The organism is Hymenobacter sp. HD11105, assembly GCF_054051685.1.
Map to the genome: position 1 here is coordinate 667,637 of NZ_JBSWBR010000001.1, position 24,154 is coordinate 691,790.

General features: G+C 52.6%; 23 protein-coding genes and 1 tRNA gene. 12 read left to right on the forward strand and 12 right to left on the reverse strand.

Annotated features, from left to right (window positions below; all coding sequences use genetic code 11):
• The first annotated feature begins 281 nt into the window (after positions 1 to 281).
• Positions 282 to 704 carry a hypothetical protein gene (locus tag ACW9KT_RS03040; protein ID WP_457077914.1) on the forward strand — a complete coding sequence of 141 codons (423 nt, stop codon included), beginning with the start codon at positions 282 to 284 and terminating at the stop codon, positions 702 to 704.
• Between the two features lie 104 nt (positions 705 to 808).
• Positions 809 to 1,228, forward strand: coding sequence for a hypothetical protein (locus tag ACW9KT_RS03045; RefSeq protein WP_457077915.1), 420 nt, complete (start codon positions 809 to 811; stop codon positions 1,226 to 1,228).
• A 31-nt stretch (positions 1,229 to 1,259) separates the two neighbouring features.
• On the opposite strand, the gene ACW9KT_RS03050 is transcribed toward ACW9KT_RS03045, so the two are convergent.
• Positions 1,260 to 1,685, reverse strand: coding sequence for an META domain-containing protein (locus tag ACW9KT_RS03050; protein WP_457077916.1), 426 nt, complete (start codon positions 1,683 to 1,685; stop codon positions 1,260 to 1,262).
• Between the two features lie 280 nt (positions 1,686 to 1,965).
• On the opposite strand from ACW9KT_RS03050, the gene ACW9KT_RS03055 reads away from it, so the two are divergent.
• Together ACW9KT_RS03055 and ACW9KT_RS03060 are read left to right on the forward strand one after the other, a co-directional pair.
• A complete protein-coding gene (locus tag ACW9KT_RS03055; protein WP_457077917.1) occupies positions 1,966 to 4,872 on the forward strand; it encodes a hypothetical protein in 2,907 nt (968 codons plus the stop codon).
• Positions 4,873 to 5,058: 186 nt separating this feature from the next.
• Positions 5,059 to 5,460: a hypothetical protein gene (locus ACW9KT_RS03060; protein ID WP_457077918.1), complete on the forward strand. Its 402-nt coding sequence runs from the start codon at positions 5,059 to 5,061 to the stop codon at positions 5,458 to 5,460.
• 81 nt (positions 5,461 to 5,541) lie between these two features.
• Here ACW9KT_RS03060 and ACW9KT_RS03065 read toward each other — a convergent pair whose 3' ends face one another.
• Positions 5,542 to 5,955, reverse strand: a complete 414-nt coding sequence (locus ACW9KT_RS03065) for a hypothetical protein (RefSeq protein ID WP_457077919.1) — start codon at positions 5,953 to 5,955, stop codon at positions 5,542 to 5,544.
• 626 nt (positions 5,956 to 6,581) lie between these two features.
• Here ACW9KT_RS03065 and ACW9KT_RS03070 point away from each other — a divergent pair.
• A complete protein-coding gene (locus ACW9KT_RS03070) occupies positions 6,582 to 9,098 on the forward strand; it encodes a TonB-dependent receptor plug domain-containing protein (RefSeq protein WP_457077920.1) in 2,517 nt (838 codons plus the stop codon).
• 220 nt (positions 9,099 to 9,318) lie between these two features.
• Entirely contained in the window at positions 9,319 to 9,819 is a 501-nt protein-coding gene (locus tag ACW9KT_RS03075) for a YciE/YciF ferroxidase family protein (RefSeq protein ID WP_457077921.1), read from the forward strand.
• A gap of 140 nt (positions 9,820 to 9,959) precedes the next feature.
• Here ACW9KT_RS03075 and ACW9KT_RS03080 read toward each other — a convergent pair whose 3' ends face one another.
• Positions 9,960 to 10,412, reverse strand: a complete 453-nt coding sequence (locus tag ACW9KT_RS03080) for a hypothetical protein (protein WP_457077922.1) — start codon at positions 10,410 to 10,412, stop codon at positions 9,960 to 9,962.
• A gap of 334 nt (positions 10,413 to 10,746) precedes the next feature.
• Between ACW9KT_RS03080 and ACW9KT_RS03085 the strand changes: the two genes are divergently transcribed.
• A complete protein-coding gene (locus tag ACW9KT_RS03085; protein ID WP_457077923.1) occupies positions 10,747 to 11,442 on the forward strand; it encodes a DsbA family oxidoreductase in 696 nt (231 codons plus the stop codon).
• Between the two features lie 82 nt (positions 11,443 to 11,524).
• Here ACW9KT_RS03085 and ACW9KT_RS03090 read toward each other — a convergent pair whose 3' ends face one another.
• The 4 genes from ACW9KT_RS03090 to ACW9KT_RS03105 form a co-directional block, all read right to left on the reverse strand.
• Positions 11,525 to 11,968 carry a hypothetical protein gene (locus ACW9KT_RS03090; RefSeq protein ID WP_457077924.1) on the reverse strand — a complete coding sequence of 148 codons (444 nt, stop codon included), beginning with the start codon at positions 11,966 to 11,968 and terminating at the stop codon, positions 11,525 to 11,527.
• The gene (locus ACW9KT_RS03095; protein ID WP_457077925.1) at positions 11,938 to 12,369 is read right to left on the reverse strand and encodes a class I SAM-dependent methyltransferase; all 432 of its coding nucleotides are present in this window, start codon (positions 12,367 to 12,369) and stop codon (positions 11,938 to 11,940) included. Before ACW9KT_RS03095 ends, ACW9KT_RS03090 begins: the two co-directional genes overlap by 31 nt.
• Positions 12,370 to 12,836: 467 nt before the next feature.
• On the reverse strand, positions 12,837 to 13,256 hold the full coding sequence (locus ACW9KT_RS03100) for a DoxX family protein (protein ID WP_457077926.1): 420 nt from the start codon (positions 13,254 to 13,256) through the stop codon (positions 12,837 to 12,839).
• Between the two features lie 56 nt (positions 13,257 to 13,312).
• Positions 13,313 to 13,747, reverse strand: coding sequence for a DoxX family protein (locus ACW9KT_RS03105; RefSeq protein ID WP_457077927.1), 435 nt, complete (start codon positions 13,745 to 13,747; stop codon positions 13,313 to 13,315).
• A 135-nt stretch (positions 13,748 to 13,882) separates the two neighbouring features.
• Between ACW9KT_RS03105 and ACW9KT_RS03110 the strand changes: the two genes are divergently transcribed.
• Positions 13,883 to 14,866: a GlxA family transcriptional regulator gene (locus tag ACW9KT_RS03110; protein ID WP_457077928.1), complete on the forward strand. Its 984-nt coding sequence runs from the start codon at positions 13,883 to 13,885 to the stop codon at positions 14,864 to 14,866.
• A 17-nt stretch (positions 14,867 to 14,883) separates the two neighbouring features.
• On the opposite strand, the gene ACW9KT_RS03115 is transcribed toward ACW9KT_RS03110, so the two are convergent.
• Complete coding sequence (locus tag ACW9KT_RS03115) at positions 14,884 to 15,432, reverse strand: GNAT family N-acetyltransferase (protein ID WP_457077929.1); 549 nt, start codon at positions 15,430 to 15,432, stop codon at positions 14,884 to 14,886.
• Between the two features lie 159 nt (positions 15,433 to 15,591).
• Entirely contained in the window at positions 15,592 to 16,311 is a 720-nt protein-coding gene (locus ACW9KT_RS03120; protein WP_457077930.1) for a DUF6624 domain-containing protein, read from the reverse strand.
• A gap of 674 nt (positions 16,312 to 16,985) precedes the next feature.
• Here ACW9KT_RS03120 and ACW9KT_RS03125 point away from each other — a divergent pair.
• A complete protein-coding gene (locus ACW9KT_RS03125) occupies positions 16,986 to 18,611 on the forward strand; it encodes an amidohydrolase (protein ID WP_457077931.1) in 1,626 nt (541 codons plus the stop codon).
• A 399-nt stretch (positions 18,612 to 19,010) separates the two neighbouring features.
• Entirely contained in the window at positions 19,011 to 20,414 is a 1,404-nt protein-coding gene (locus tag ACW9KT_RS03130; protein ID WP_457077932.1) for a S8 family peptidase, read from the forward strand.
• A gap of 88 nt (positions 20,415 to 20,502) precedes the next feature.
• Here ACW9KT_RS03130 and ACW9KT_RS03135 read toward each other — a convergent pair whose 3' ends face one another.
• Positions 20,503 to 20,988 (reverse strand): hypothetical protein, encoded by a 486-nt coding sequence (locus ACW9KT_RS03135; protein ID WP_457077933.1) that lies wholly within the window; start codon positions 20,986 to 20,988, stop codon positions 20,503 to 20,505.
• A 191-nt stretch (positions 20,989 to 21,179) separates the two neighbouring features.
• Complete coding sequence (locus tag ACW9KT_RS03140) at positions 21,180 to 21,674, reverse strand: hypothetical protein (RefSeq protein WP_457077934.1); 495 nt, start codon at positions 21,672 to 21,674, stop codon at positions 21,180 to 21,182.
• 447 nt (positions 21,675 to 22,121) lie between these two features.
• On the opposite strand from ACW9KT_RS03140, the gene ACW9KT_RS03145 reads away from it, so the two are divergent.
• Complete coding sequence (locus ACW9KT_RS03145; RefSeq protein WP_457077935.1) at positions 22,122 to 23,315, forward strand: ImmA/IrrE family metallo-endopeptidase; 1,194 nt, start codon at positions 22,122 to 22,124, stop codon at positions 23,313 to 23,315.
• On the forward strand, positions 23,312 to 23,866 hold the full coding sequence (locus ACW9KT_RS03150; protein WP_457077936.1) for a DUF4411 family protein: 555 nt from the start codon (positions 23,312 to 23,314) through the stop codon (positions 23,864 to 23,866). The genes ACW9KT_RS03145 and ACW9KT_RS03150 overlap by 4 nt, the downstream gene beginning before the upstream one ends.
• A 213-nt stretch (positions 23,867 to 24,079) precedes the next feature.
• On the opposite strand, the gene ACW9KT_RS03155 is transcribed toward ACW9KT_RS03150, so the two are convergent.
• Positions 24,080 to 24,153: transfer RNA gene (locus ACW9KT_RS03155), tRNA-Ser, on the reverse strand.
• Position 24,154: the final 1 nt, after the last annotated feature.

Consider the following 24,154-nt stretch of genomic DNA (forward strand, 5'->3'; position numbering starts at 1 on the left):
CCACGCTTAAATCAGCCTTAATTAGCTCAAAACTCATTTTCGATAATAAATAATTAGTTGAAACTAGTTCAATAAGAGATTTGGTCGATCGTTTGCCTAGGGCTATAGTATGATTATATAAACCTGCTAGCGCGTGTGAATAGTAAGAGCCTTTGGTTTTTTCCGCTCTGATTTGCTTTGGAATGCTTAGGGTAGATAGCAGTGCTTGCTTACTTTTAGAGTGAAAAGAACAGGCATTGTTATTGTTTTCATGATATTGCTTTTGTTCAATAATACATAAAATGGGCCTGCTTACGCTGCTCGACGAGCCGCACCTTACTATATCGTATGATAGTCGCAATCAGTGGTTGTACGCTGATTGGGCTGGCGTTCAGGATTTGCAGACCTTGCAGCGGGGAAGCGAGCAAATTTTGCTGCACCTACAGGCCGAGCATTGCAGCAAAATTCTGAATGATAATACCCGCGTGACCAGCATAAGCGCGCAGGCTAGAGGGTGGGTAGAGCAAGGGTTTCTGCAGCAACTAGCAGGCGTGGGCCTTGAGTACATGGCCTGGGTGTATGCCCCCGACTTTAATAGCCGCTTCTCCACCGACCTTACGTTTCTGCGAATTACTCGCCCTGTTGTAGTCGGTTTCAATGATTTGGTAGCCGCGTATGCCTGGCTCGAAAAATGTGAGGCACATCCGTCGTCGTTGCTTATTTAACGTTAAGTCAACAAAAGGACGTTAAGGATTACCTGGCTATCTTGCGTTCTGCTCTATTAGAAGTGTCTTATTCAGCTTGTTAGCCATCTTTTTTTGTTTGTTTTATGGCGTTGCATCCGCTTTTTGAGGCTTCCTATCTTTCCGTCTGGCACGACGGCGATAATCATTGGCTGTATGTTGAGTGGAAGGGCGAGCAAAGTCTGGACGTAATCCAGGATGGCTGTAACTACGCATTGCAGCACCTGCCCCTGTCGAATTATACCAAAGTGTTGAATGACAGCACCCAGGCTACCGGCAATTGGGCAGAGGCAGCCCAATGGCTGGGAAAGCAATTGTTTCCGCAACTCGCTACCACCGGTCTGACCTATATGGCTTGGGTGTACGCCACCGACTTTAATAGCCGCTTCGCTATCGATTCTACCTTGCGCTGCGCCACTGGCCTTACCATCGTTACGTTCGATGATCTGGACGCAGCCTGCTCCTGGCTGCAGCACGCTGATAAAACGATAAAGGTAGCTGTATAGCCCGCTCACGGCACTTCTCTATTCATAACCGCTACAAAGGTCGGCCGGTGGTAAATGTGGCTACCGGCGTACTCTGCCTCGCCGCATACAGCAGCAGGGTGTTATTAGCTATCTCAAAACGGGTGGTTTCCTCTAGCACGCTCAAATAGCGCAACTCCGTTTCGATAGCCTCGTCGTTGGAGCGCATCATCGCGCTGATAACGCGCGGCAAGTGCCTTAGTCGCTCCGTGATTGGGGGCTGAAATGAGCCCTTATATGGGTTTTGCTGAGGCTCACCATCAGCCGGCAGGACAAGGAAAGGCTGTGTTCCAACTCTTGAAGCAGGCAAGGGTTTGCCATCCAAAGTGGTAAGTACCCAATGGGTATATGTTGGCTGGGGGACAATTTGGTAAGTGCTAGAACTCCCCATGCCTAATCCCACGACAACGCACGCACAGGAGAATAAGCGAAATAGCATACGTACTGTTCACTAAATAAGCAGATAGCAGCAGGAGCCAAATTGCCTTTGATTAGTTGCATTACTTGGAAGCTATGATGTGCTGTTTTTTGTAAATTGTTTGAGGTAAGCTTCTTATAGAGGATTAAAGCTTGCTGAACCTAGTCGGGTATGCAAGGAGCATGGGTCTAGCTGCGCACAGTTTCAGGGGCAAATAGAACGATACCAGTGCTGGCCGGTGAGGTCGGATCCGGCTTGCTTTCCGGCTAGTAGTGGAGTTTCTTGCAGTAATCAAAACTGCATGATGCTGAAACACTTTCTGCCGGGCGCTTTTCTTCTGCTGGCCGCATATTTACCCCCCGTTCAGGCCCAAACCCTGCCGCTATTGGATCAGAATCCGTCTGCCTTGCGGTGGTACCAGGTGCGCACGCCTCACTTCCAGGTGTTGTACCCAACGGGGTTCGCGGCGCAGGCCCAACGCACTGCCCAGCGTCTAGAGCAAGTGTATGAGCCCGTAAGTGCCTCGCTGGAGCGCAAGCCCCGGCCACTGACGGTCGTGTTGCAAACCCAGACGACCATCGGCAACGGCTTCGCGACTGTGCTGCCTCGGCGCTCCGAGTTTTTCACCACCCCGCCCCAAAACCCCTTTCTGACCGGTACAATCGACTGGCTCGACCAGCTGGCTGTGCACGAGTTCCGCCACATTGTGCAGTACGATAAGGGTTTGCAGGGCCTGACGGGCTTCGCCTACAAGCTGTTTGGCAACGGTGCCTTGAGCACGGCTGCCATCGGTATGCCCGATTGGTTTTTTGAAGGCGACGCCGTTGGTACCGAAACCTTGCTTACCCGTAGCGGCCGGGGCCGTATTCCCAATTTTGATCTGAGTCTGCGGGCCAACCTGCTGGCGGGGCGCCGCTTCAATTACAGCAAGGCCGTGGGGGGCTCTTTTCGTGATAATGTGCCCAACCATTACGTGCTGGGCTATTTCATGACTACGAACCTCAAGCGCACCGACGGCCCTACGGCCTGGAGCAGCGTGCTCAACCGATTCTATCGCTTCCCGGTTTATCCTTTTTCTTTCTCCAATAGCCTGCGCCGGACGGCCGGAATACGGGTCGAGGGCCTGTACCAGCGCTCCATGGCAGAGGTAGATTCAATTTGGCGGGCCCAACAACAGGATTTGCAACTCACCACGGCCACTACCTTCCCAGTAGCCGCCAACCCCAAGATTTTCACCCAATACGAGTACCCGCAGTACGTAACTGATAGTACAGTGCTGGCCGTGAAAACCGGGCTGGGCGACATTTCTCAGCTGGTGCTACTCAGCAAGCAAGGCCGGGAAAAGAAGGTGTTTGTACAGGGCTTGGTTAATAACGCCGAGATGCTGTCGGTGGGTGGAGGACAAGCTTGCTGGCTGGAGTTTCGCTACGATGAGCGCTGGGGGCAGCGGGTGTACTCCGAAATCCGGCTGCTCGACCTGGCTTCTGGCCAACTCAGGCACCTTACCCGCCGCAGCCGCTACACTGCCGCGGCCCTCTCCGCCGATGGGCAGCGTCTGATTGCCGTGCGCAGCGACACCGCCTACCAAAACCGCCTGGTGGTGCTCAGTGCCCGTTCGGGCCAGGAAGAGCGGGTGCTGCCCAATCTCAACAATGACTTTTACCTTCAGCCCCGCTGGCTACCCGACCAGCGCACCGTGGCCGTAGTTATGCTGAAGCCGGGGGGCAAAACCCTGGCCCTGATTGATACCGACAACGGCCAGATTCGTGAGCTGCTGCCCGTCACCAACGACAATCTGAGTCATCCGCAGCCGGGGGGCAATTTTGTGTTTTACAATTCGCCCCAGTCGGGTATCGACAATGTGTACGCGGTAGACGTTGCCTCCGGGCAGGTTTCGCAGGTTACCTCGCGGCCTTTAGGAGCCTATCACGCAGCCCTTTCGCCCGACGGTCAACGTCTGGCTTTTCATGATTTTAGGGTAGAAGGGGCTCGTATCGCGGAAATGCCGCTGGAGCCGGCGCGCTGGCAAGTGGTGCCCGCGGTGCGTTCACAGCCCGCCGCTTACACCGATCCGCTGCTCAGCCAGGAGCCCGGTGCGCGCACCATCGGAGCCGTGCTGCCCGACTCGGGCATCACCCAGCCCAGCTTGGCCGTAGCGCGCTACAATCCGTTTGGTCACTTGTTTAATGTCTTTAGCTGGGGCTTGGTACAATCGCCGAACGGTCAAAGCGTAACCTTAGGAGTGCGCTCCCAGGATTTGCTGAGCACCACCGTGGCCGTAGCGGGCGTGGGCTACGACCAGTCGGAGCGCGTGGGTAATGTGTCGGCCGACCTCAGCTACCAAGGTTTTCTGCCCGTGCTCGATTTCAGTGTTCAGCACGGCGGCCGCCGCACGTCGGTTCCCCTAGATCGAGTTTCACCCATAGACAGCCTTGTATCAGACCAGTGGCGCTATACGCAGTTTACTACGGGAGTGAGGCTGCCGCTCAATTTTACACGGTCCAAATACCTGGAAGGCCTGACGTTGGGTGCGCATTACACCCAGCAACAAGTGCGCGATTACGACTTACCCCGGCGCCGAATCACGGAAATTGGTTTTGGCCGCTCCCTGCACGTGGCTCAGTATAGCCTCAGCTATTACCACCAGCTACTGCGCAGTCGGCGCGACGTGGCGCCTCGCTGGGCCCAAAGCCTAACCGCGGTGTGGCGTACTACTCCTTTCCGGGCCGGCTTGCAAAGCGAGCAGTGGGGCGTGCAAGGCAGCTTGTATTTTCCGGGCTTGCTCAAGCATCATTCGCTGCGCTTGCGCGGCGGCTATCAGGAGCATGATCAGGATCAGTACCAGTTCAACTCGCTCATCTTTTATCCGCGCGGCCAATCTTATGTGAGCTTCGATAAGCTACGAACGGGCAGCGTAGAGTACCGCCTGCCCGTAGCCGATACGCACTGGACGCTGGGGCGCTGGCTTTATATTCAGCGCATCAAAGCCACGGGCTTTATAGATGTGGCCTCAGGTCAGAACACAGTACAAACAAATCAGGGCGAGCAAACCCTACGCAGAAACTATCTCACTACCGGCCTCGACGTTTCGTTTGTATTCAACCCGATGCGTCTGCGTACGCCGTTGGAAGTAGGTGCCCGTACTATTTATAACGTTCGCACTCGGCAATGGGAGGTGCAGCCCTTAGTGTTAGATATTGGCTTTTAGGCTATCAATCATATAAAAGGCATTAAAATCCAAGGTAAGTTGTGGTTTATTGACTTATTGCTGAAACAAACCCAACAGTGAACAACTTTTACCTGCGGTTCTCGTCCACTGTGGATTTCCAGGGTACTCCACTAGCTGGGGCTACCTGAGGGCTATTTTGCCCACTACGTTGATTAATTGCTTCTCATGGCCCTTCATGTACTGTTTGAAGATGAGCATATTACTATTTCCTACGATTACGCCAACGAGTGGCTGTATGTAGATTGGCAGAAGGATCAAGATTTGCAGTCGGTGCAGGCAGGAGCGGAGAGAATGCTCGTGTACCTGAAGCAGGAGCAGTGCCACAAAGTGCTGAATGACAACCGACGAGTAGAAGCTATGTGGTCGGATGCGGCGGAGTGGGGCGGAAAGGTGTGGTTGCCAGCCATGGCTGCGGCGGGCCTGCAGTACTTTGCCTGGGTGTATTCGCCAAATCTCTACAGCCGCCTCTCCACCGACCTTACTATCCAACACGCGCCCGAAGTAGGCCCCTTAGTCTTCACCTTTGATAGCATTGATACGGCTAGCGCCTGGCTGCGGCAGATGTAAGCTTGCCTGCCGAGCGTAGCGCAAAAAAAAGCGCCGGAAATCGTTTTCCGGCACTTTTTCTGTTTCTATTGTTGGCTAAGCTTAGCTGGTAGTACCGCCCGCGCCGCCAACTTTGTTGGCGGGCAGCGGCGCCTTACGAACTGGCTGCTTGGAGTTTTTATCAACCATTTCTTGATTGCCGGACCCCGTGCCGCTTCCCTGGCCGGTGGAGGCGGGGCGCGTTTCCTTCAGGATGCGCCGACTCGATTCGGACATAGTACCAGTAGGGCTCGTGCGATTTTCAGGTGCTAAAGTTTCCTTTTGAGTCTTAGTTGATTGCTGACTCTGAGCCCGGGTTGGGGTGTTTTTCTTGGGTGGGTATGATTTGGCGGGAGAAGTATTCGATACCGACGTTTCGGGGTTGGAAGAGGAAGCGCCCGAGGAGTTGCCGGTTTGGGCAGCGGCCGTCGAGAGGCCCGCGGCCAAGGCCACAACAAAAGCAAAAGCAGTTTTCATAGAGTAGTGGGATGGGTGGTAGATACGTTGCGCGTAAGCTCAATTTTATGCGCAGAGTATTTACCATTTACGGTGGTCAATAGTTTACCATTTGCCAAACTATTCCTGAAAAACGCTGTCGGCGTCCGCGGTGCTGTTAAGCTTGCTTACAGGCTAGAGCCTCTTCGCCTAGCTGCGTCTGCCAGCACCTCATGCCCGAGGTTGGCTGTTTGCAAAGGCTTGAAGAGGTGGGTCTTAGAATGAAGATCAAGAGCTAAAAAAGCCCCCCAGTACGATTTCAGGAAGGGTGACAGGCCTGCTACCCCGCCGCGACGGGGAGTAATGGTGAGGCTACGGCATGGTGGTTAACTACTTGCGGCAGTAGTACCACCCGCGGGCCAAACGACCCATAGAGCGCGGCATTAGCATAGGCGACAGCAATGAATACAGCATTGAAGTATAAGTCAAACAAAGCATTTCTGCTGACTTACACAAGCTTAACCACAGTCAAGCCGGCCACCAAATTTGCCCCCCAGCTCAGCTTAGGAAGCATATTAACTACATCGCGACAGGAATAAACCAGCAAAACCTTCTACTATTCATCTATATTCAGACGCTTTTATACTTATTATTCTTAGTTAGATCTTATGCAAAGTGTAAAATTGGTAGCAGCACGTGTTTTTCTTGGTTTAACGCTCCTCGTTCTAGCTGGCTTTCAGCTCTCCGCAGCCGACGATTTTCTAAGCCGCGTCGCTAATCGTTTGCAGGGATTTTACGTGAGCAGCTTTCCCGAAAAGAGCTACTTGCATACCGATAAAGACTTTTACGCCATCGGGGAAACCATCTGGCTGAAGGCCTACGTGGTGGATGGCGCCCTGCACCGGCCCGATACGGTAAGCCGGGTGCTATACGTGGACCTGATTGGCCCCGACCAACGTGTGGTAGCCCAGCGCGTACTGCGTCTAAACCAAGGCACAGCCGCCGCCGACTTCGAGCTGGCCGACACCTTGGCCCAGGGTGCCTACACGGTGCGCGCCTACACCAACTGGATGCGCAACTTCAGCCCCGATTATTTCTTCTTTAAGCGCTTGCCCGTGTGGCAGGTTAGCAGCCCCGAGGCATCGGCTGCTGGCAGCAATGGCAAGCGCGGCGTCAGGCCTGCTGCTCGCAAAGCGGCCCCCGCACCCGCGCCCAAAACCGATGTGCAGTTTTTCCCTGAAGGCGGCAATATGGTGGCCGGGCTGCCAACCGTGGTAGCCTTCAAAGCTACTGATGCTTACGGCCGCGGCGTGGAAATAAGCGGGCAGCTCACCGACGATCAGGGGCAGGCAGTAAGCGCCTTCAAAACGGCGCACGCGGGCATGGGTACCGTGCTGCTAACGCCCCAGCCCGGCCGCCAATACAAGGCCGCCGCAGTGCTGCCAGATGGTACGCGTGCCGAGTATGCGCTACCTGCCGTGGCTCCCGCTGGCTTCGTGATGAAAGTAACCCAGACCAAGGACTTTGTATTTGTGGGAGTGCAGCGCCAAGCGGGCGCCGCGCCGGCTGCCGCAGAAAACGTAACGCTGGTAGCGCACGTGCGCGGCACTATGGCTTACGCCGCCAAGGGCCAGCTCACGGGCAATGAAGGCTACGCGGCGCGTATTGCGAAGGTTAAGTTTCCGACCGGTGTAGCGCACTTCACTCTGTTCGATGGGCAAGGCGCACCTCAGTGCGAGCGGTTGGCATTTGTTGACTCCCAGCCGGGCTTGCAAGTGCGTATTACGCCCGACAAAGCCTCATACGCCCCTCGCGAGAAAGTGAATTTGACGGTGGCCGTAACCGATGGCGCAGGCCAGCCTGTGGCCGCTCAACTCTCAATGGCCGTTACCAATAGCCAAGCGACCGGCGCAGCCGAAAGCCCCGAAACCACCATTCTGACCCACCTGCTGCTTACCTCCGATCTGCGGGGCTACGTGGAGAATCCGGGCTACTACTTTCTGAATAAAACCCTCGAAACTGCCCAGCACCTCGACAACCTGATGCTAACGCAGGGCTGGCGCCGATTTGTGTGGCAAGAGCTGCTCAGCGACAAAAAGCCCCCCAGGCCGTTTGCTTTGGAGCAAACGTTGAGCATTGGCGGCAAGGTGGTGCGCCCCAATGAAAAAGCGGCCGGGGTTAGTCAGCTCACCATTTTTCAGGCAGGGCCCAGCCGGGGTATGGCTGTAGCCAATACCGATACCGACGGCACCTTTGTGGTGGGCGGCTTTGAGGGGAAAGACACGGCCCGGGTAGTGGTGCAGGCCAATACCCCCAAGGGTGGCCGCAACCTACTTATACAGCTGAATCCGCGCTGGCCGGCCGTTACGGCGCTTTCGTGGCCGCTGCCCCCGCAGCCCCAGCCGGCCGTGGTAGCGTACCTAGAGCAAAGCAAAAAGCAGCTGGTCGCCCAGCGCCAATACCGAGCCGATACGACCAAGACTATTCTATTAAAAGGCGTGACGGTGGAAGGTCGCAAAACGCCGCCCCCTACCGACGCCCGCCGCCTATATTCCCGCGCCGATGCGGTGCTCAAGCCAGATGATATTCCGGGCAGCAGCTCCTTCCAAAGCGTACTGCAACTCTTACAGGGGCGGGTTGCAGGCGTAACGGTGGGCGGCGCCCCCGATTTTCAGGTGCAGATTCGGGGTGCCTCGTCTATCATGGGGTCTAGTGCGCCATTGTTTATTCTGGACGGTATTCCGGTTGATGTGACGGCTATCAACTCGATTCCAGTGATGGATGTCGAGACTATAGAAGTATTGAAAGGTGCTTCGGCGGCTATTTATGGTAGCCGGGGCGCGGCGGGCGTTATTGCCATCTTCACCAAGCGCGGCAATAACAACTATGACTATTCCAAAGCTCCTGCCCTCGGCGTCGTGACGGCGGTGCTGCCGGCCTATTACAAAGCCCGCGAGTTTTATGTGCCGCGCTACGAAGGCGCTGCCAAGCCCGCGCAGCCGCGCCCCGACTACCGCAGCACCACGCTCTATTGGGCGCCCAACCTGCGCACCGATGCCACGGGCCAAACGCAGGTGTCGTTCTACTCCTCCGACGACGTCAGCACGTTTCGAGTGTCCGTAGAGGGCTTATCGAATAGCGGTACGCCCGGCACAGGCACAAGCGAGTTTAGAGTAGGTAAGTAAAAAGCCCCCAGTTAAGCTGGGGGGCTTTTTTGGGCTAAAACTTTTGGGGTCGGGTATGGTAAAGGAGAGGATAAAAATACGGTCCGGAGCAGGGTTAACGAGGCAGAATCTACAGTTGAGGTCGGCATCAGTATCTAGCTCGACACTCGGAACCACTTGCCGGAGAGACCGTAGGTACTGATAGTTTCCGACCATCTATCCTAACCAAAAACCTACTATTATGGCTGATTTGAGAACCTTAGAAGACTTACTGACCCACGAAATTCAGTGCTTGCATAGTGCCGAAACGCTATTGCTCTCGGGCGGTATGCCCCGCATGGTACAGAAAACCGAAAACCAGGAGCTGAAAGAAGCTTTTGAGCTGCACATGAAGGAAACGGAGCAGCAGGTAGAGCGCCTGAAGCAAGCCGCCCAAATACTCGGCATCGATCCTGACGGTGACGCTAGTGCGGGCATGAAAGGCCTGATTGCCGACGGCGAGAAGGCCATGCACAAAGACGCCGAGCCCGAAGTGCTAGACGCGGCCTTGATTGGCGGTGCCCAAAAGATTGAGCATTACGAAATAGCCAGCTACGGTACGGCCATTGCTCTGGCCCGGCAGCTAGGTCGGCAAGAAATAGCTAGCCTCTTGCACACCAGCTTGGAGGAAGAAAAAAAGACCGACCAAATTCTGACGCGCATCGCTGAAGGCAACATCAACAAGCAAGCCGCGCAAGTGTAAGCTAGCTTGGCTCATGATTAATTGACTTTCCAAAAAAGCCACTTACTACTATCAGTAAGTGGCTTTTTATATACCAAGGCAACGGCTAGCTGTTCAGCTTGGGAGCTTGCGAGTAGCAAATAATAATCAACAGCACCTGGTTAGCGCACCAGTCGGAGGCGGCTGCCGGGCGCGATGGGTATTCGTTTGATCAGGTCAAATTTGGCGGTGGCTTTATCGTTCTGCACTGGACGTTTGAGCACGTGCAAGGTTGTATCGTTAGCGCGGAGCACGGCTACGTCGGTGCCGGAATCGATGTTGTAGGCCCGAAAGCCGAGCAGTGCACCTTCCGGAAACTGCCGCTCCGCTAGGCTGTCGAGCACGGTGGCCCGGCCATCGAAGCTGCCCAAAACGACACGCTCAATAGGCGCGCCCTGCCGAGTCATGAGCAAAGCCGCCTGCGTGACCGGCCCGGAGGGCTTGGGAGGCGCGTACGGAAAAACCAAGCCCAAAAATAGGCTGTCGGATACGGCTGTGGGCTCTACGGCGAGTGTATCGGCCCTGTCTTGCTCCTCCACTGGTGCCTGCCCCGACTGCTGACACGGTCCCAGCACACCAGCTGCAAGCAGAGTACAAAGCGGCAATAATGTTAAGCCATAGTATCGCATAGGATAGCAAAGTAGATTGCGGGATAATAGATAACATACGGGTTATTAGAAGCTTATGGCTAAAGCGCCAAGGCAAAGCACTCCCCTGATCAGCTTGGATATTGATACTAAGGCAGGTGTGTGATTCGCTCCGGAGGTAAGAGGTGGCTCAGTAGATAGAGGATAGCATACGTGGCTAGCAAACAGAATGGACAGCTATCCGCTGCTCCGTACTCGAAACGTAAACTTTTTGCCCCCAGCGCGCTTATATCCACTCCTCTCCTTATTTATTTCCTCGCATATGAAAGTCGAAATCTGGTCTGATATAATGTGCCCGTTTTGCTACATCGGCAAGCGGCGGTTTGAAGCGGCGCTGGCCGAATTTGCCCCCCAGCAGGATGTGCAGGTGCAGTGGCGCAGCTTCGAACTCGACCCTAATATGAAAACTAACCCCAGCCAAAGCATTCACGAGCTTTTGGCTGAGCGCAAAGGAATGTCGGTGGCCCAAGGCCGCCAAATGAACAGCCAAATGGCCCAAACGGCCACCGAAGTGGGCTTGGCCTTCAACTTTGACAAAACCATTCCCGCCAATACCTTCAATGCTCACCGCCTCATTCATCTGGCCGCCGCCCACGGTCGCCAGGATGCGGCCAAGGAGCGCATTCTCTATGCTTACTTCACCGAGGGCCTCAACATTGATGACGCTGCCACCCTCACCCAGCTTGGTACGGAGCTAGGTTTGCCGGAAGCGGAAGTTGCCCAACTCTTCCAAACTGACGCCTACGCCCAAGACGTGCGCCACGACGAGTACCAGGCCCGGCAGATTGGCGTGCGCGGCGTTCCCTTCTTCGTCTTCGACGATAAGTACGCCGTATCGGGTGCTCAGCCTAAGGAAGTGTTTCTGGAAGTATTAGAAAAAGTGTGGGAAGAAAGTAACCCCAAGCCCATACTGATAGCCGACGGCGCCACCTGCGGCCCCGACGGTGTGTGCGACTAAGCATTACCGCTTTACTCCGCAGTACGTACCCACGGCCGTCCTACCACAAATAGGGCGGCCGTTTGGGTTTTATGCAAGGCGCTTATTTCTCCCCGGACACTATCACGGCTCCAAAGTCGAGTGCGGCTTTATGGTCGGGGTATTTTTGGTCAACCAAATCAAATACCTGCTGCTTGATTGTCTGCTTAGTGGCTTCATCGGCTTTGCTTAGGGCGGCTACCACCGGCGCGGCGACCTCGTTCATGAAGGTCCAGTAATTATCGTTAGAGCCGCAGGATATCTGGCCGGTTACTTCCTTTTCGGATACGTTTTTCAGGCCCGCCTGCCGGAATAAGTCGGCCAGGAAGCCCGGGCTGCCGCAGCGGAACATGCCCGGGGCGCCGGGAGTTGGAGCCGGCAATTGCATGTTTTTGTTGATGGTGCCCATGATGGCGGTGACCCAAACGTTCTTATCTGGTGTGCCCCAAACGGCCGCGGCCAGCCGGCCACCGGGCTTCAATACCCGCGCCATTTCCTGGGCCGCCATAAGCATATCGGGAAAAACATAAAGCCAAACCGGCAGCTGACTGCGTTAAAGGTTTCGTCATCGAAGGGCAGTTCGCTTACATCGCAAACCACGGTTTCGTAGTTGGTAATGCCTTGACTGGCAGCTTTGTCGCGGGCTACGGTCAACATCCCTTCGGCCAGATCGGTGATAACCACTTTGCCTTTGCTGGCTAGCCGGGCTATGCTCAGGCCGGGCTCTCCGGTGCCGGCCGCCACATCCAGCACCATATCCGTTTCCTTTATTTGCAGCGCCCGGATAATTTCCTCTCCCATGGGCCTGAGCCAGTTCATGGTAAAGTCGTCCCATTTTCGCCAGCCCGGCGAAAACTTGTTCCACGTCTCTTTTTGCTGCTCCCGAATTTGTTCCAGTTGTAGTTCCATGGCTTGAGCTTGGTTTATGGAAGTGTGTACTGTCTCCGGCTGATGAGCGGAAGCCCTTCCTCGCAAGGCTAAATAGGATCTGTTGGCTTCGGCTGTTGATTGTAGTTCATGCCTTTCTCAAACGACATGTGTTTGCCCTGCAAGTGCAAGGAACCCGCGACGCTGCTAGGGGCGTGGGGTTGAGGCTCATATCCTCCCATCTCTCTTACCTACTTTAAATATAGCCTTTTTCGATATACAATCCGACTCTTCGCCAAGCCGCCAGCGAACGGCCTCAGCGTGCTTAACAATAAGGGGCTGGGGGGCTTTTCCAGCCCAAAAAAGCCCTTCAGCAGCGGGTTAGCATCTCGTAACCTGCCCTGAAGGAGTTGTGAAGGCGCATTGATTGTCGCTCATTCCTTACAAAAAAGCCCCGCTCGATATATGAGCGAGGCTTTTGCTGCTACAAACTGTTGGTATTAGGCGCACTATGAGGCCTGAGCAGCTAATCTTGAAGCGTCGTCAGTGGAGGCGGACTGGGCGGGGGCTTTGCGCAGCTTGTGAGAATACAGATAAGAGCCGCCGATAATCAGGAAGCCAATCAATATAGGAGCCCACTGACTAACCGGAACACCGATGGCAATGTGCGAATACAAGGCGCCTGCCAGATCGAAGAAGAAGCCCGCGTAGGCCCATTCCTTGAGGCGATAGAAGCCGGGCGTCACGATGGCTACCACGCCCAGCGCTTTGGCTACGCCCAGAAAAGGCAGCAGATAGGCCGGGTACCCCAGAAACTTAAAGTACGCCACGCTTTCGGGCGAGCTCATGATGTTTGGAATCGCAGAAGCGGTCATCAAAGCGGCCAGCAGGCCAGTGAAAACCCAGTAGATAATCTTCGACTTTTTCATTGTAGTAAGTATGATTAGAGATGGTAGTAGCTGTGTGTGCTTGGTATCCGTATTTGCTAGGCGGCCTGGGAGCTGAAATTTTCAGAGGTAGTTAAGGTCATAGACGTAGGATGCGCTGATTTTCGCTGTTCATGCTTTTTCCAGAGGAAGTAAGAAAAAAGCATAATGCCCAATGCAATCAGCGGCGGCAACAGCAGGCTCAACTCGTCGCCAACGAAGGCGCGGGAGGCAAAGGCTCCTAGGAAATTAAAGGTGAAGCCGGCGTACGCCCACTCTTTAATAGTGTGAAACGTGGTTTGCACTAGCGCCATGGCGCCCAGTAGTTTGGCCACTCCAAAAATGCTGAGCACATACTCTGGGTAGCCTAGGTGCAGCATCACTTCCTTGCCGGCTTCGGCGCGCATCACCCCGCCAATGCCATCGAGCAGCATAGCAATAGCGACCAAAAGGGTGATTTTCCAATAGAAGGTGGTGGCAGGTCTGACTTTCATGATTTCCAGCATTTTGAGGTGAATTATTCCGTTTGATTACATACCAAAATTATTAGCAATTCGCCTTAAAAAGCGGGTGTAAATGCGACCAAGAAAGGGTAAATTGCGACAGGTAGTTTTGTTAGCATCAACCCTATGAAGCACATCACCATCCTGGTTCCCAAGGGGGCTATTCTGGGCAGCATCGAAGGCCCGCGTCTGGTATTTACGGAAGTGAATTCCTTGCTCAAGCGCATGGGCAAACCGCCCTTATTCGATATTCAGCTAGCTGGCCTCACCGACGAAACCCCCATGTGCGGCGGCATGTACTCGGTGTATACCAAGCTGGGCGTGCATGATATCGCCAAAACGGACCTAGTGGTAATTCCTGCCTTCGATGGAGACTTAAGGCATGCTCTGGAAATGAACCGCGATTTTATTCCCTGGATAATTGAGCAGTACAAAGCAGGAGCAGAGGTGGCCAGTTTGTGTGTAGGGGCCTTCCTACTGGCTTCCACCGGCTTAGTAAAGGGTCGGCAGTGTACCACGCACTGGGCGGCTGCTAATGATTTTAGGAAAATGTTTCCGGAGGTGGAGTTGGTCGAGGATAAGCTTATCACCGACGAGCACGGTATCTATTCGAGCGGGGGGGCATTTTCCTACCTCAATCTGGTGCTATACCTCATCGAGAAGTACGCTGGCCGCGACATTGCCATCATCTGCTCTAAGGTGTTCCAGATTGATATTGAACGCGTCAGCCAATCGGCTTTCGTTATTTTCAATGGGCAAAAAGAGCACGGCGATGAGCCCATCAAGAAAGCTCAGACTTATATAGAGGATAACTACCAGGAGAAAATAACTGTCGATCAACTGGCCGATATGCTAGCCCTTGGCCGCCGCAACCTGGAGCGCCGCTTCAAAAAAGCCACTGCCAACTCGGTAGTCGAATACATTCAGCGGGTGAAGATGGAAGTGGCGAAGAACAGCCTGGAGTCCTCGCGCGAAAACGTGACTGAGGTTATGTACAACGTTGGCTACACCGACCCTAAAGCCTTTCGGGCCACTTTTAAGCGAATTACCGGACTCTCGCCCAACGAGTACCGCAGCAAGTACAACCGGGAGAAAATGGTAGCGGCCTAAACGGGGTGAGCTGCCCGCTACTCTACCACCTTCACCAGCGACTTATCATAAAGCTCCAGCCAGTCGCGGCGCAGAATGGCGTATAGATACTCGTCTTCAAATTCGCCGGCGTCGTTGATGCCCGACTCGCGCATGATACCCTCGAACTGAAAGCCCCGGGTTTTCTCAATGGAGCGCTTCGACGATAGGTTAGAGACCCGCATTCCGGTAGCTACGCGGTTGAGGCCCAGTAGCTCGAAGGCCAGATAAAACAGGTGGGGCTTGCTGCGCGGGGTAATGCCGCGCCCGCGCATGTGCTGGAATACATCGGCGCCCGTAGAGCCAGCGCGCTCCTCCCAACTGTCCACCGTCAGCAGGGTCATGCCGGCTAGCTCCGTGCCTAGCAGCGAGTAGAAGCCGAAGTTGGTGCGGCGGCCTTGCTCGTAGCGAGGCAGGTAGTTGCGAAACATCTCTTCCAGCATCTCCCGTGAGTCGGGAAAGCCCTGAAACAGCTCGTACACCTCAACTAGATTGTCCTCGTTGATCAGATGCAGCGTAATACCGTCGGAGTAGAGCGCCTTAACCATGGTCAGGTTAGATAAATAGTTCGCTGCACTTAGGTAAGGGAGGCGCGCGAGTCAATAGAAACAATGCTTCCGCTCTTACTTAAAAGTAATCGTTCTGCCTACACAGTTGACTTTCAGTGAGAGGGCAACCGTAGCGCTTCACTCGCGAAGCTTGGAGCGCTACGGTTGCGAGGCTTTGGCGGCCTGCTCTATGCGGTAAGCTTCCGCAAGAGTCGTTGGCTTGTATTCTATGTTGAGACGCTTGGCATTAGCTTCCACCGTCGAGTCGAAGCCGGCCTTTTTGCGGCGCTCATTCACGTGGGCCGCATCCTGAATGGGCCAAATAAACGAAACCGTTTCTCGCTGCCCAGTTTTCGTATTTAGCACGCCATAGGAGCAGCCTTGAGTGCCGTAAAGCTGCTCTTTGCCCTCGTGCATCAGCTGGCGGTCCAGCATACGGGCGTAGAGATAAAATGGTATTTCGCCTTGGCTAGCGGCTTTTTTAACCAAGGGTAAGTACTGCGGAATGCGAGTAGAGTGTTGAATTACGTCCAGCGCCACTTCGTTGGTAGGCGTTCCTACCATGCTTTTGCCGGGGTAGCCTACTTGCCGAATAAGCTGGCCGATACGCTTTATGTTCAACGAATCGATAGCCACCATGCGCTGGCTCACATATTCGCCTACTTGATCCGCTGGTATCATTGCTGCCTTCGCTACCGAGTCCAGTTTTGGTGAAGCGCCGTTCACCATTGGGGCCATAAGTATTATCCGGTACTTCTGATCCTCAACTCCTATGCTATCCAGTTCGCGCTTTAGTCGTTGGTTGAGCTTGCTTTGCCCGTGGGCGGCAAACGTGAAGATTAAGGCAATAAAAGCGAGACAATAGCGGAGTAATAACATTCTGATTTAGGTGGAGGTGTGTTTGCTAAGACAAGTATCGCTGAATACCTGGCAAAAACTAAACACGAGGTTGTTGCCCTTGCTCAAGGCTTGCCGGCTTATCATTCAGGTAGCGCCTGATATCACTGGAGCAGCACAGAATACCCAAGGCAGCTAGGTTCAGGGTGTTGATGATCAGATGGCCTAGAATAGGGCCCTCATCGGCTATATTATGGTAAACAATAGACGCGCTTAAGCAGAAGCGTACGATCAACCAAACAACCATAAGTCCGAACGCATGGCGCCAACGCTTAAATAACGCTACCACCAGCAACAGGCTTACAAAGGCGCTAGTACTGAAGTTGCCAGTCTCGGTTACGAACCACAGCTTATGCCACCTCGGCAGAAAGTCGGCGACAAATAAGCACCCGGCTATTAGATACAAGTGTAGCTCAGCGGTTTTTTTAGAATACATCACGGTTAGAAATAGAGATAATCGATAAGGCCGTTACGCAAAGCACGAAGCAGTTCAATATACAAAAACTCGGAAAAAGCCCCCCAACTATCTGACACCGAGGCAACCATCTATAGTTCAGGTGGTGTTAGTAGTTTGAATATATATGCTGCAAAATATTTAACTTACTATAAAGGAGCCGCAACAGTGCGACTTCTATAGCTGCTGGAGGAGCTACCCGATGAAGCACGTTCTACTCATACTTGGGCTGGGTCTAGGACTAACACTGCGGGCGCTAGCCCAGTCGGGGCCGGCGGATATGGTATTGCTGAACGGCAAGTTCTTTACCGCCGACCCAGCGCGGCCCGCGGCCGAAGCTCTAGCCATTCGGGGGGAGCGAATTATAGCGGTGGGCACCGTAGCCGAAGTAAGTAAGCTAGCAGGCCCCAAAACGCGCCGCCTCGACTTGCAGGGCCGAGTTGTCACGCCGGGCTTCAACGATGCCCACAATCACTTCGACCCCGTGCCAACTGGCCTCGTACGGCTAGCCTTCACCAGCATGGAGCCCACCTGGGCCGAAACGGCCGACGCCGTCCGGGCGGCCGCGCAGAAGGCTCCGGCTGGCACTTGGATTCTCGGTACCGTGGGCCACACCGTGGTGCTAGACCCGCAGGTAACCCGCGCCGCTCTCGATGCGCTGGCGCCCAATCATCCGGTGCTGCTCGGCGCCTACTACGGTCACGGACATATTATTAATAGCAAGGCGTTACCCCTTTTGCAACTCGACCCCGAGCAGCCCGACCCGCTGGGGGGCAAATTTGAGCGCGTAGCTGGCACCCGCCAACTCAATGGGCGCATGCATGAGTACGCGGAGTGGCGCCCCAACCTGATTTTGGCTGAGCAGGTCCCTGACACCGCCGCCATTCGAGCCCTGCGGGCGCTGTCGGCGGAGGCTGCTGGCTACGGCATCACGTCTATTCAGCTGTTTTCCACCATGCCCATTGCGCGGTTTGTGCGGCTGCTTACGCAGGCTCAGCTGCCGGTGCGAATACATGCCCGACCTTTTCCCCTCACCACCGAGCAGGGCCGCGAAACAACCGCCTTACGGCAACTAAGTCAACTCAAAACTAACCCCCGCGTGCAGGTAAGCGGCCTGAAGTGGGTGCTCGATGGTACACCCTACGAGCGGAGCGCCGCCCTGCGCACTGACTACCGCGACCAGCCCGGCTGGAAGGGCGAGCTGAACTTTAAGGAAGCCGAAGTAGCTAAAATGGTGCAGGAAGGCCTCGATTTCAAGCAGCCCATGCTCTTTCACTGCGCCGGCGACCGGGCTGCCGAAGTAGTGTTCAATGCCCTCGATGCCAATAAAAAGACGAGCTGGCCGACGCAGCGCGTGCGCATCGAGCACGGCGACGGTGTAATCGGCGACCTGATACCGCGAGCCAAGCGTCTGGGCGTAGTGGTGGTGCAGAACCCGACGCACTTCTCCGAGCCAGCTGTATTTGCGCCGCGCTGGGGCACCCAGATGCAGCCGCTCCGGTCGTTGCTGGCGGCGGGCATACCCGTGGCCCTGGGCTCCGACGGACCGATGAATCCGTTTCTGAATATCATGTTTGCCGTCATCGACCCGGCTAATCCGGCGGAGGCTATTACCAGCCAGCAGGCCGTGCAGGCGTACACCGCCGGCTCGGCTTACGCGGAGTTTGCGGAAAAAGACAAGGGCACCTTGAGCGTAGGCAAGCTAGCCGACTTGGCTGTGCTGTCTCAGGATATTTTTGCCGTGCCTCCCCCCGAACTACCCAAAACAACCAGCGTGCTGACCCTCATTGGCGGCAAAATAGTGCACGACGCTAAGGTGGTAAAGTAGGCTGGGGAGCAATTTGGCCAGGTTTCCTCTGCGCTCAGCCTTTATATCTGGCGTAGCCGCAGCCACGATTATGACTAAAATATTCTCTGCCAACCAAAACACGCTCCATTCGCTTATATATTACTTATCATATGTCACAATTTATGCGCTTTAATGCTTGGTTAATATAATCTAAGTTTATTTATAATCCATCGTATGTGCTGGTAGACAGTCATATACAATAAGTAAGATGCTACAAGGGGCTATGTCACTGATTTGCCATAAGTTTCCTTTTTAGTATTACATTTTTTATAAAACTTGGTACTCAAGGAAGCCAACTGAAGTTTTGGATGAATCGTCATTCCAGACTTTGAGTTGGCTTTCGCCACCTTATTTTCCACACCACCCAAACCCTCTTTCATGAAACTAAACCACTTCTCACTGCCCGCTAAGTCGTTGTTCGCGGCTGGCGTACTATCAGCGTTTGTATTGAGCAGCTGCGAAAACAGCCTCGACAAAATTCAGGAAGATCCTACCGCGCAAAGCCAGTCGGCCGATGCCCAAGGCGAGTCGGGTAGAGAATATGTAGCTAATGAGCTGCTAGTGAAGTTTAAGCCTGGTTTGTCGGCCGAGGCGAAGGCGAATGCGCTGGCGCGTATCGGCGGAAAAGTGTCAGAGAAAATTCTGACCAAGGCTATGGAGAGAGCTGGTGAGAAGGAAGGCCTGATGGTGGTGCACACACCGCTGCAAGCCTTGGAAGCCATGAGCAAGATGAGAGGCGGACTCGAGATTGAGTTTGCTGAGCCGAACTACATTTATCAGCACACCGCTACTAATGATACCTATGTGGCTAACAACTCACTGTGGGGTATGCATGGTAATATTTACGGTAGCCAAGCTTCTACGGCGTGGGGCAGAGGCATAACTGGTTCTAAAACTGTAATCGTCGGTATTATTGACGAAGGCGTGCAGGTTAACCATCCCGATCTGGCCGGCCAGATGTGGGTTAACCCTTTCGATCCAGCGGATGGCGTGGATAACGACGGCAACGGCTACATAGACGACGTGAACGGCTGGGATTTCGACGGTAATAACAACGGTGTGTACGACGGCGGCACGCGCGGCGCCTACGACGACCACGGCACCCACGTAGCGGGCACTATTGGCGCCAAAGCCAACAACAGCGCCGGGGTAGCTGGTGTGAACTGGAACATCACCATGATTTCCTGCAAATTCTTGGGTCGCCAGGGTGGCACTACGGCCAACGCTGTAAAGGCTGTGGATTACTTGAATGACCTGAAAACCCGCCACAACCTGAACATTGTGGCCAGCAACAACTCCTGGGGTGGCGGTGGCTTCTCGCAAGCCCTCTCCGACGCTGTTGACCGCGCCAATGCCCGCAATATTCTCTTCATCGCAGCGGCCGGCAATGGTGGCAGCGACGGCGTAGGCGATAACAACGACGCCGTAGCCAGCTTCCCCTCCAACCTGCCCCAGGCCAACGTGATTGCCGTAGCCGCCATCACCTCCACGGGTGCAAAGTCAGGCTTCTCCAACTTCGGCGCTACCACCGTTGACATTGGCGCTCCTGGCTCCGGTATCTGGTCGAGCACGGCTTTCAGCACGTACTCTTCATACAATGGTACGTCTATGGCTACGCCGCACGTAGCCGGTGCTGCGGCCCTCTATGCTTCGACCCACGCAGGCGCCACGGCTGCGCAAATCAAGAATGCTTTGCTGAGCAGCGCGGTACCAACGGCTTCACTGGCTGGCAAATGCGTAACCGGCGGCCGCCTGGACGCCAATGCGGCGCTTGCTAAGTAGTAAACGTCACTCAGCATCAGACTAAGCAGTTTGTGTTACACAAAAAAGCCCCCCAGAGCTGCTCTGGGGGGCTTTTTTGTGTAATAACTTACTCTGTAAACGTAAGCGCCGGAGTTCTGGCAATTACGGTAGACTGACCTGGTGCAGTCATGCGCTGTAGGAAGAAGTAGCAGGTAACTGGGTGCTGGAGTTGCCGCGCTCCGGAAGCGTCCCATGTAGAGGCTATGGGATACGATATCTTTACGGTCCCTTTTTTATCAGTTACAACCATTGAGCCTTGGTCAACCAAGTTTGAGTTAACTGCGAAGGTGGACCCGCTGACAGTCGATTGGAACAGGATAGCCACGCGGTAGCCCAACGGGGAAGCCTCATCATCGGCTAGGGTGTAATCGACAGTGGCCGAGATAGTAGACTCCCTAGAGACTTTCGCGCCAGCGGCGGGCGTCATCGTGACAAGGGTAATAGAGTTGGTAGCCGGTACTTTGGGCGGCGCAGGTTCATCTTCCTTCTCGCCGCACCCAAGCAGGGCCAGGAGTAAAAACAGATAAGCGCTGATACGGGTAGCTAAAGGCATAAGACAACAAAAATGGGGTGAATGTGGATATAATTTTCACTACAAATCAACCCCTTTTCGTGGGATTGTAAGCCGCTGATTTATAAAATAAGTTAGACGTAAAACCAGCGCCCAAAATGGGTGCAGGCTGGTGCGGCCAAAAGCCCAAGACGCCGCCACGCTACCAGCATCTGGGGGGCTTTTTCGGGCCGCTACACCAGATACAGACCATACGCTCGCGCCAGCTCCCCAAACGCCGCCTCGTGCCGGGGCTCCAGGAAATACACGGATACCGTCAGGGCGGGGGCGCTGGCCAGGAGCAGGTGGTAGCGGCGGATATAGAACACAAACGGCTGCTGTTCCCGCAGGCCCGCGGTGGTAAGCGCAATCAGGTGGGGCCAGGTTTCCAGGGGCTGGGCAGGGGCGCTGGGGGGCAATTGGTAGCTCACGACCTCGGTGGTGCGGAAGAGGGCGGCCAGCAGCGTGATGAATTTGTCTTCTTCGCTGCGGTAGAAGCGGTAGTCCTGGAGGGAGGCGAGGGTGGGGAAGCTGATGCTGGCGCTGGCCGCTTCCTCTTCGCTCAGGCGGTGGTCGTGGATGGAGAGCAGGCGGGGTGGCAGGCCCGCCACCGTGGGCGGCAGGGCATCGGGGGCGCTGAGTTGCTGGAGGAGCGCCGCTACGGCGGGTTCAATCGGAGGGAGGGGCATCGCGACGCTACGCTGGGGGCTGCAACCGGGGGCGGAGGCGACCGAAGCCCCCGAAACCGAAGTTACGCAGGGCCGGCAGCTTTTGCTGCAGGGAACTAGATCACCCCGGAAGCTATTCACAATCAATAAGCACTTATGATTGGGTACAGTATGAATTCGGCTAACTGTTCCAAAGAAGACGGACAAAACTGAGCAACAAAACGGTGAAGACCGTATTAGGTATATTGGTAGATCGTCTAAAGAGAGAATGTTTTACCTGTCAGAAAGTACTTTAACATTACTAGTACTTATTTTACCTATCATTGCAGAAAGAAGGAGGAAGTCAGATAAACAGCTTAGAGCGTTAAAAACCTTCGAGCATATTAGTGAATAATAAATCTATTTATAGATACTGAAAAGTCGGTTTGTCATTAAATAGCTCTACTACTTAGTTACTCTTAAATCACGTTGGAAACAGTAGAATTAAATATCAATAGGTTAAATCATTTGATGTCACTCTATAGAGTGACAAAGGAAGATGTTTTGCAAAAATTGAATGAAAAAAGAAAAAAATTAATTACTGAACAAGAAGTTTTCTCTGATGAAATAAAAGTAAGCTTATTAAAGAAGATAGATCAGGTTTTTAATAAGGGATTAGCATATTATATAGATCCAAAGGATCCAGCAAAATCTACAGAGGAAAGTATTTTCTTTAGAAAGGATAATTTTAATGCTTCCTTGACTCTTGGTGCAAAACAGATTGTAAATAAATTTGAAGAAGATAAAATATCGTTTACGGCCTTAGCTAAACTTGCTGATTTTAAGTTAAAAAGGCAGGTTCCTGTTTATAAATTAAACGATAAGCCAGAGGATGTAGCCGAAAAATTAAAAGATTATTTATATCCTGAGTTTGATAATGATAAAAGAACATTTTTGAAAAACTTTATCTCTAAATTAGCTGAATTTAATATTCTTGTTTTTGAATTTGTTGAAACTCATAACAAAAAGGAAAAAGCAAATATAAATGGACTTTTTCTTGCGCCTAATGTTATTGTTTTAAAGCGAAATCAGAAAGCATTTAGGCGGGAGATTTTTACATTAGCTCATGAATTGGGTCACTACTTATTAAATGAAGAGGAGATTGATGGAAACGTAAATAGCGAAGCTGTATTAGTTAATAAAAGTTTCCATTATGATGATTCAAATGAGATAGAAAATTGGTGTAATAATTTTGCGTTCTACTTTCTCATTGGAAACTATAAAAACGTAATAAATAACTTAAGTGGAGCTAACTCTAGTAATGACTATCACCATGGCTTGGTAGATGAGATTTCTCAGAATACGCATTTAAGTGAACTAGCTTTATACACTAGGTTTTTAATAAAGGGAATTATTTCATCAGCGAATTATATTAATATAAGTAACGAAATCCAACAGAAATTTAAAGCCTACGAACTAGCTTTAAAACAAGAGCGTGAAATCGAGAAACAAAAGGCGTTAGATGCAGGCAAGAAGCTTGGTGGGCAAACTCCTAAACCAATTATCTCGCCTTTGTACTTGAGAACGCTTCAAGGAGCGTTGTATAACGGATTAATTAACGAAAGTGAATTTTGCAGGAAGCTTAATATAAATCCTAATAAACTTGATAAATATCTTATATGACTGCCATAATTGATACATCATCATTGTTGGCAATAGTAAGATATTATTTGCCTTTTGATATTAATAACAAACTTAAAAAATCAATACAGGCTCTTTATGAATCAGGGGAACTTGTAATTATTGATAAAGTTGCATATGAGTCTAGGTTTCAATCGAAAGGCATTATACTGGAGAAGTTAGACTTTATTAGTGCAAAGCCTAAATTGATTGTTAAAACAGATGAGATCTTGCCTGATAGAAAATTTTTCAATCGGCTTGAAAATGAGTTTTGTAATAAAAATATTATAACACTCAAAGGTCTTGACGCTGCAGAATTTGACAGTCAAAAGAACTCATATGTTAATAACACTGATGCAAAAATTATTCTGTATGCTATGAAGGTTAAGGTTAATAATCCAGTTGTAGTAACAGAAGAAACTATCGCAGAAAATGATGGAAAAGTGTTCAAGAAAATTCCTAATATATGCTCACTAATAGGTACTGATTGTTGCACGCTACCTGCATTGTTTAAGGATCACTGTTGCATGGACATGAGTGAATTATTTAAATAAGTAAGCGATAATATATCAATTACTTTTAGCTACTTTTAGTAGCAAGTAGTTGATATAAATCTTTATAGTTAAATCATGATTTTATAAATAATTAAGGTTTGGGTTATAGCACCAGATTAATAATAACATAAAAAAACCACCAATCTAAAAAAACAAAAAAGCCTACCATTATTGGTAGGCTTTTTTTATATTTAATAACCTAATAGGTTGAGAAATCACTTGAGGGACTCGAACCCTCCACATCAAGATTAGCAATCTTGCGTTCTATCCAGCTGAACTAAAGCGGCA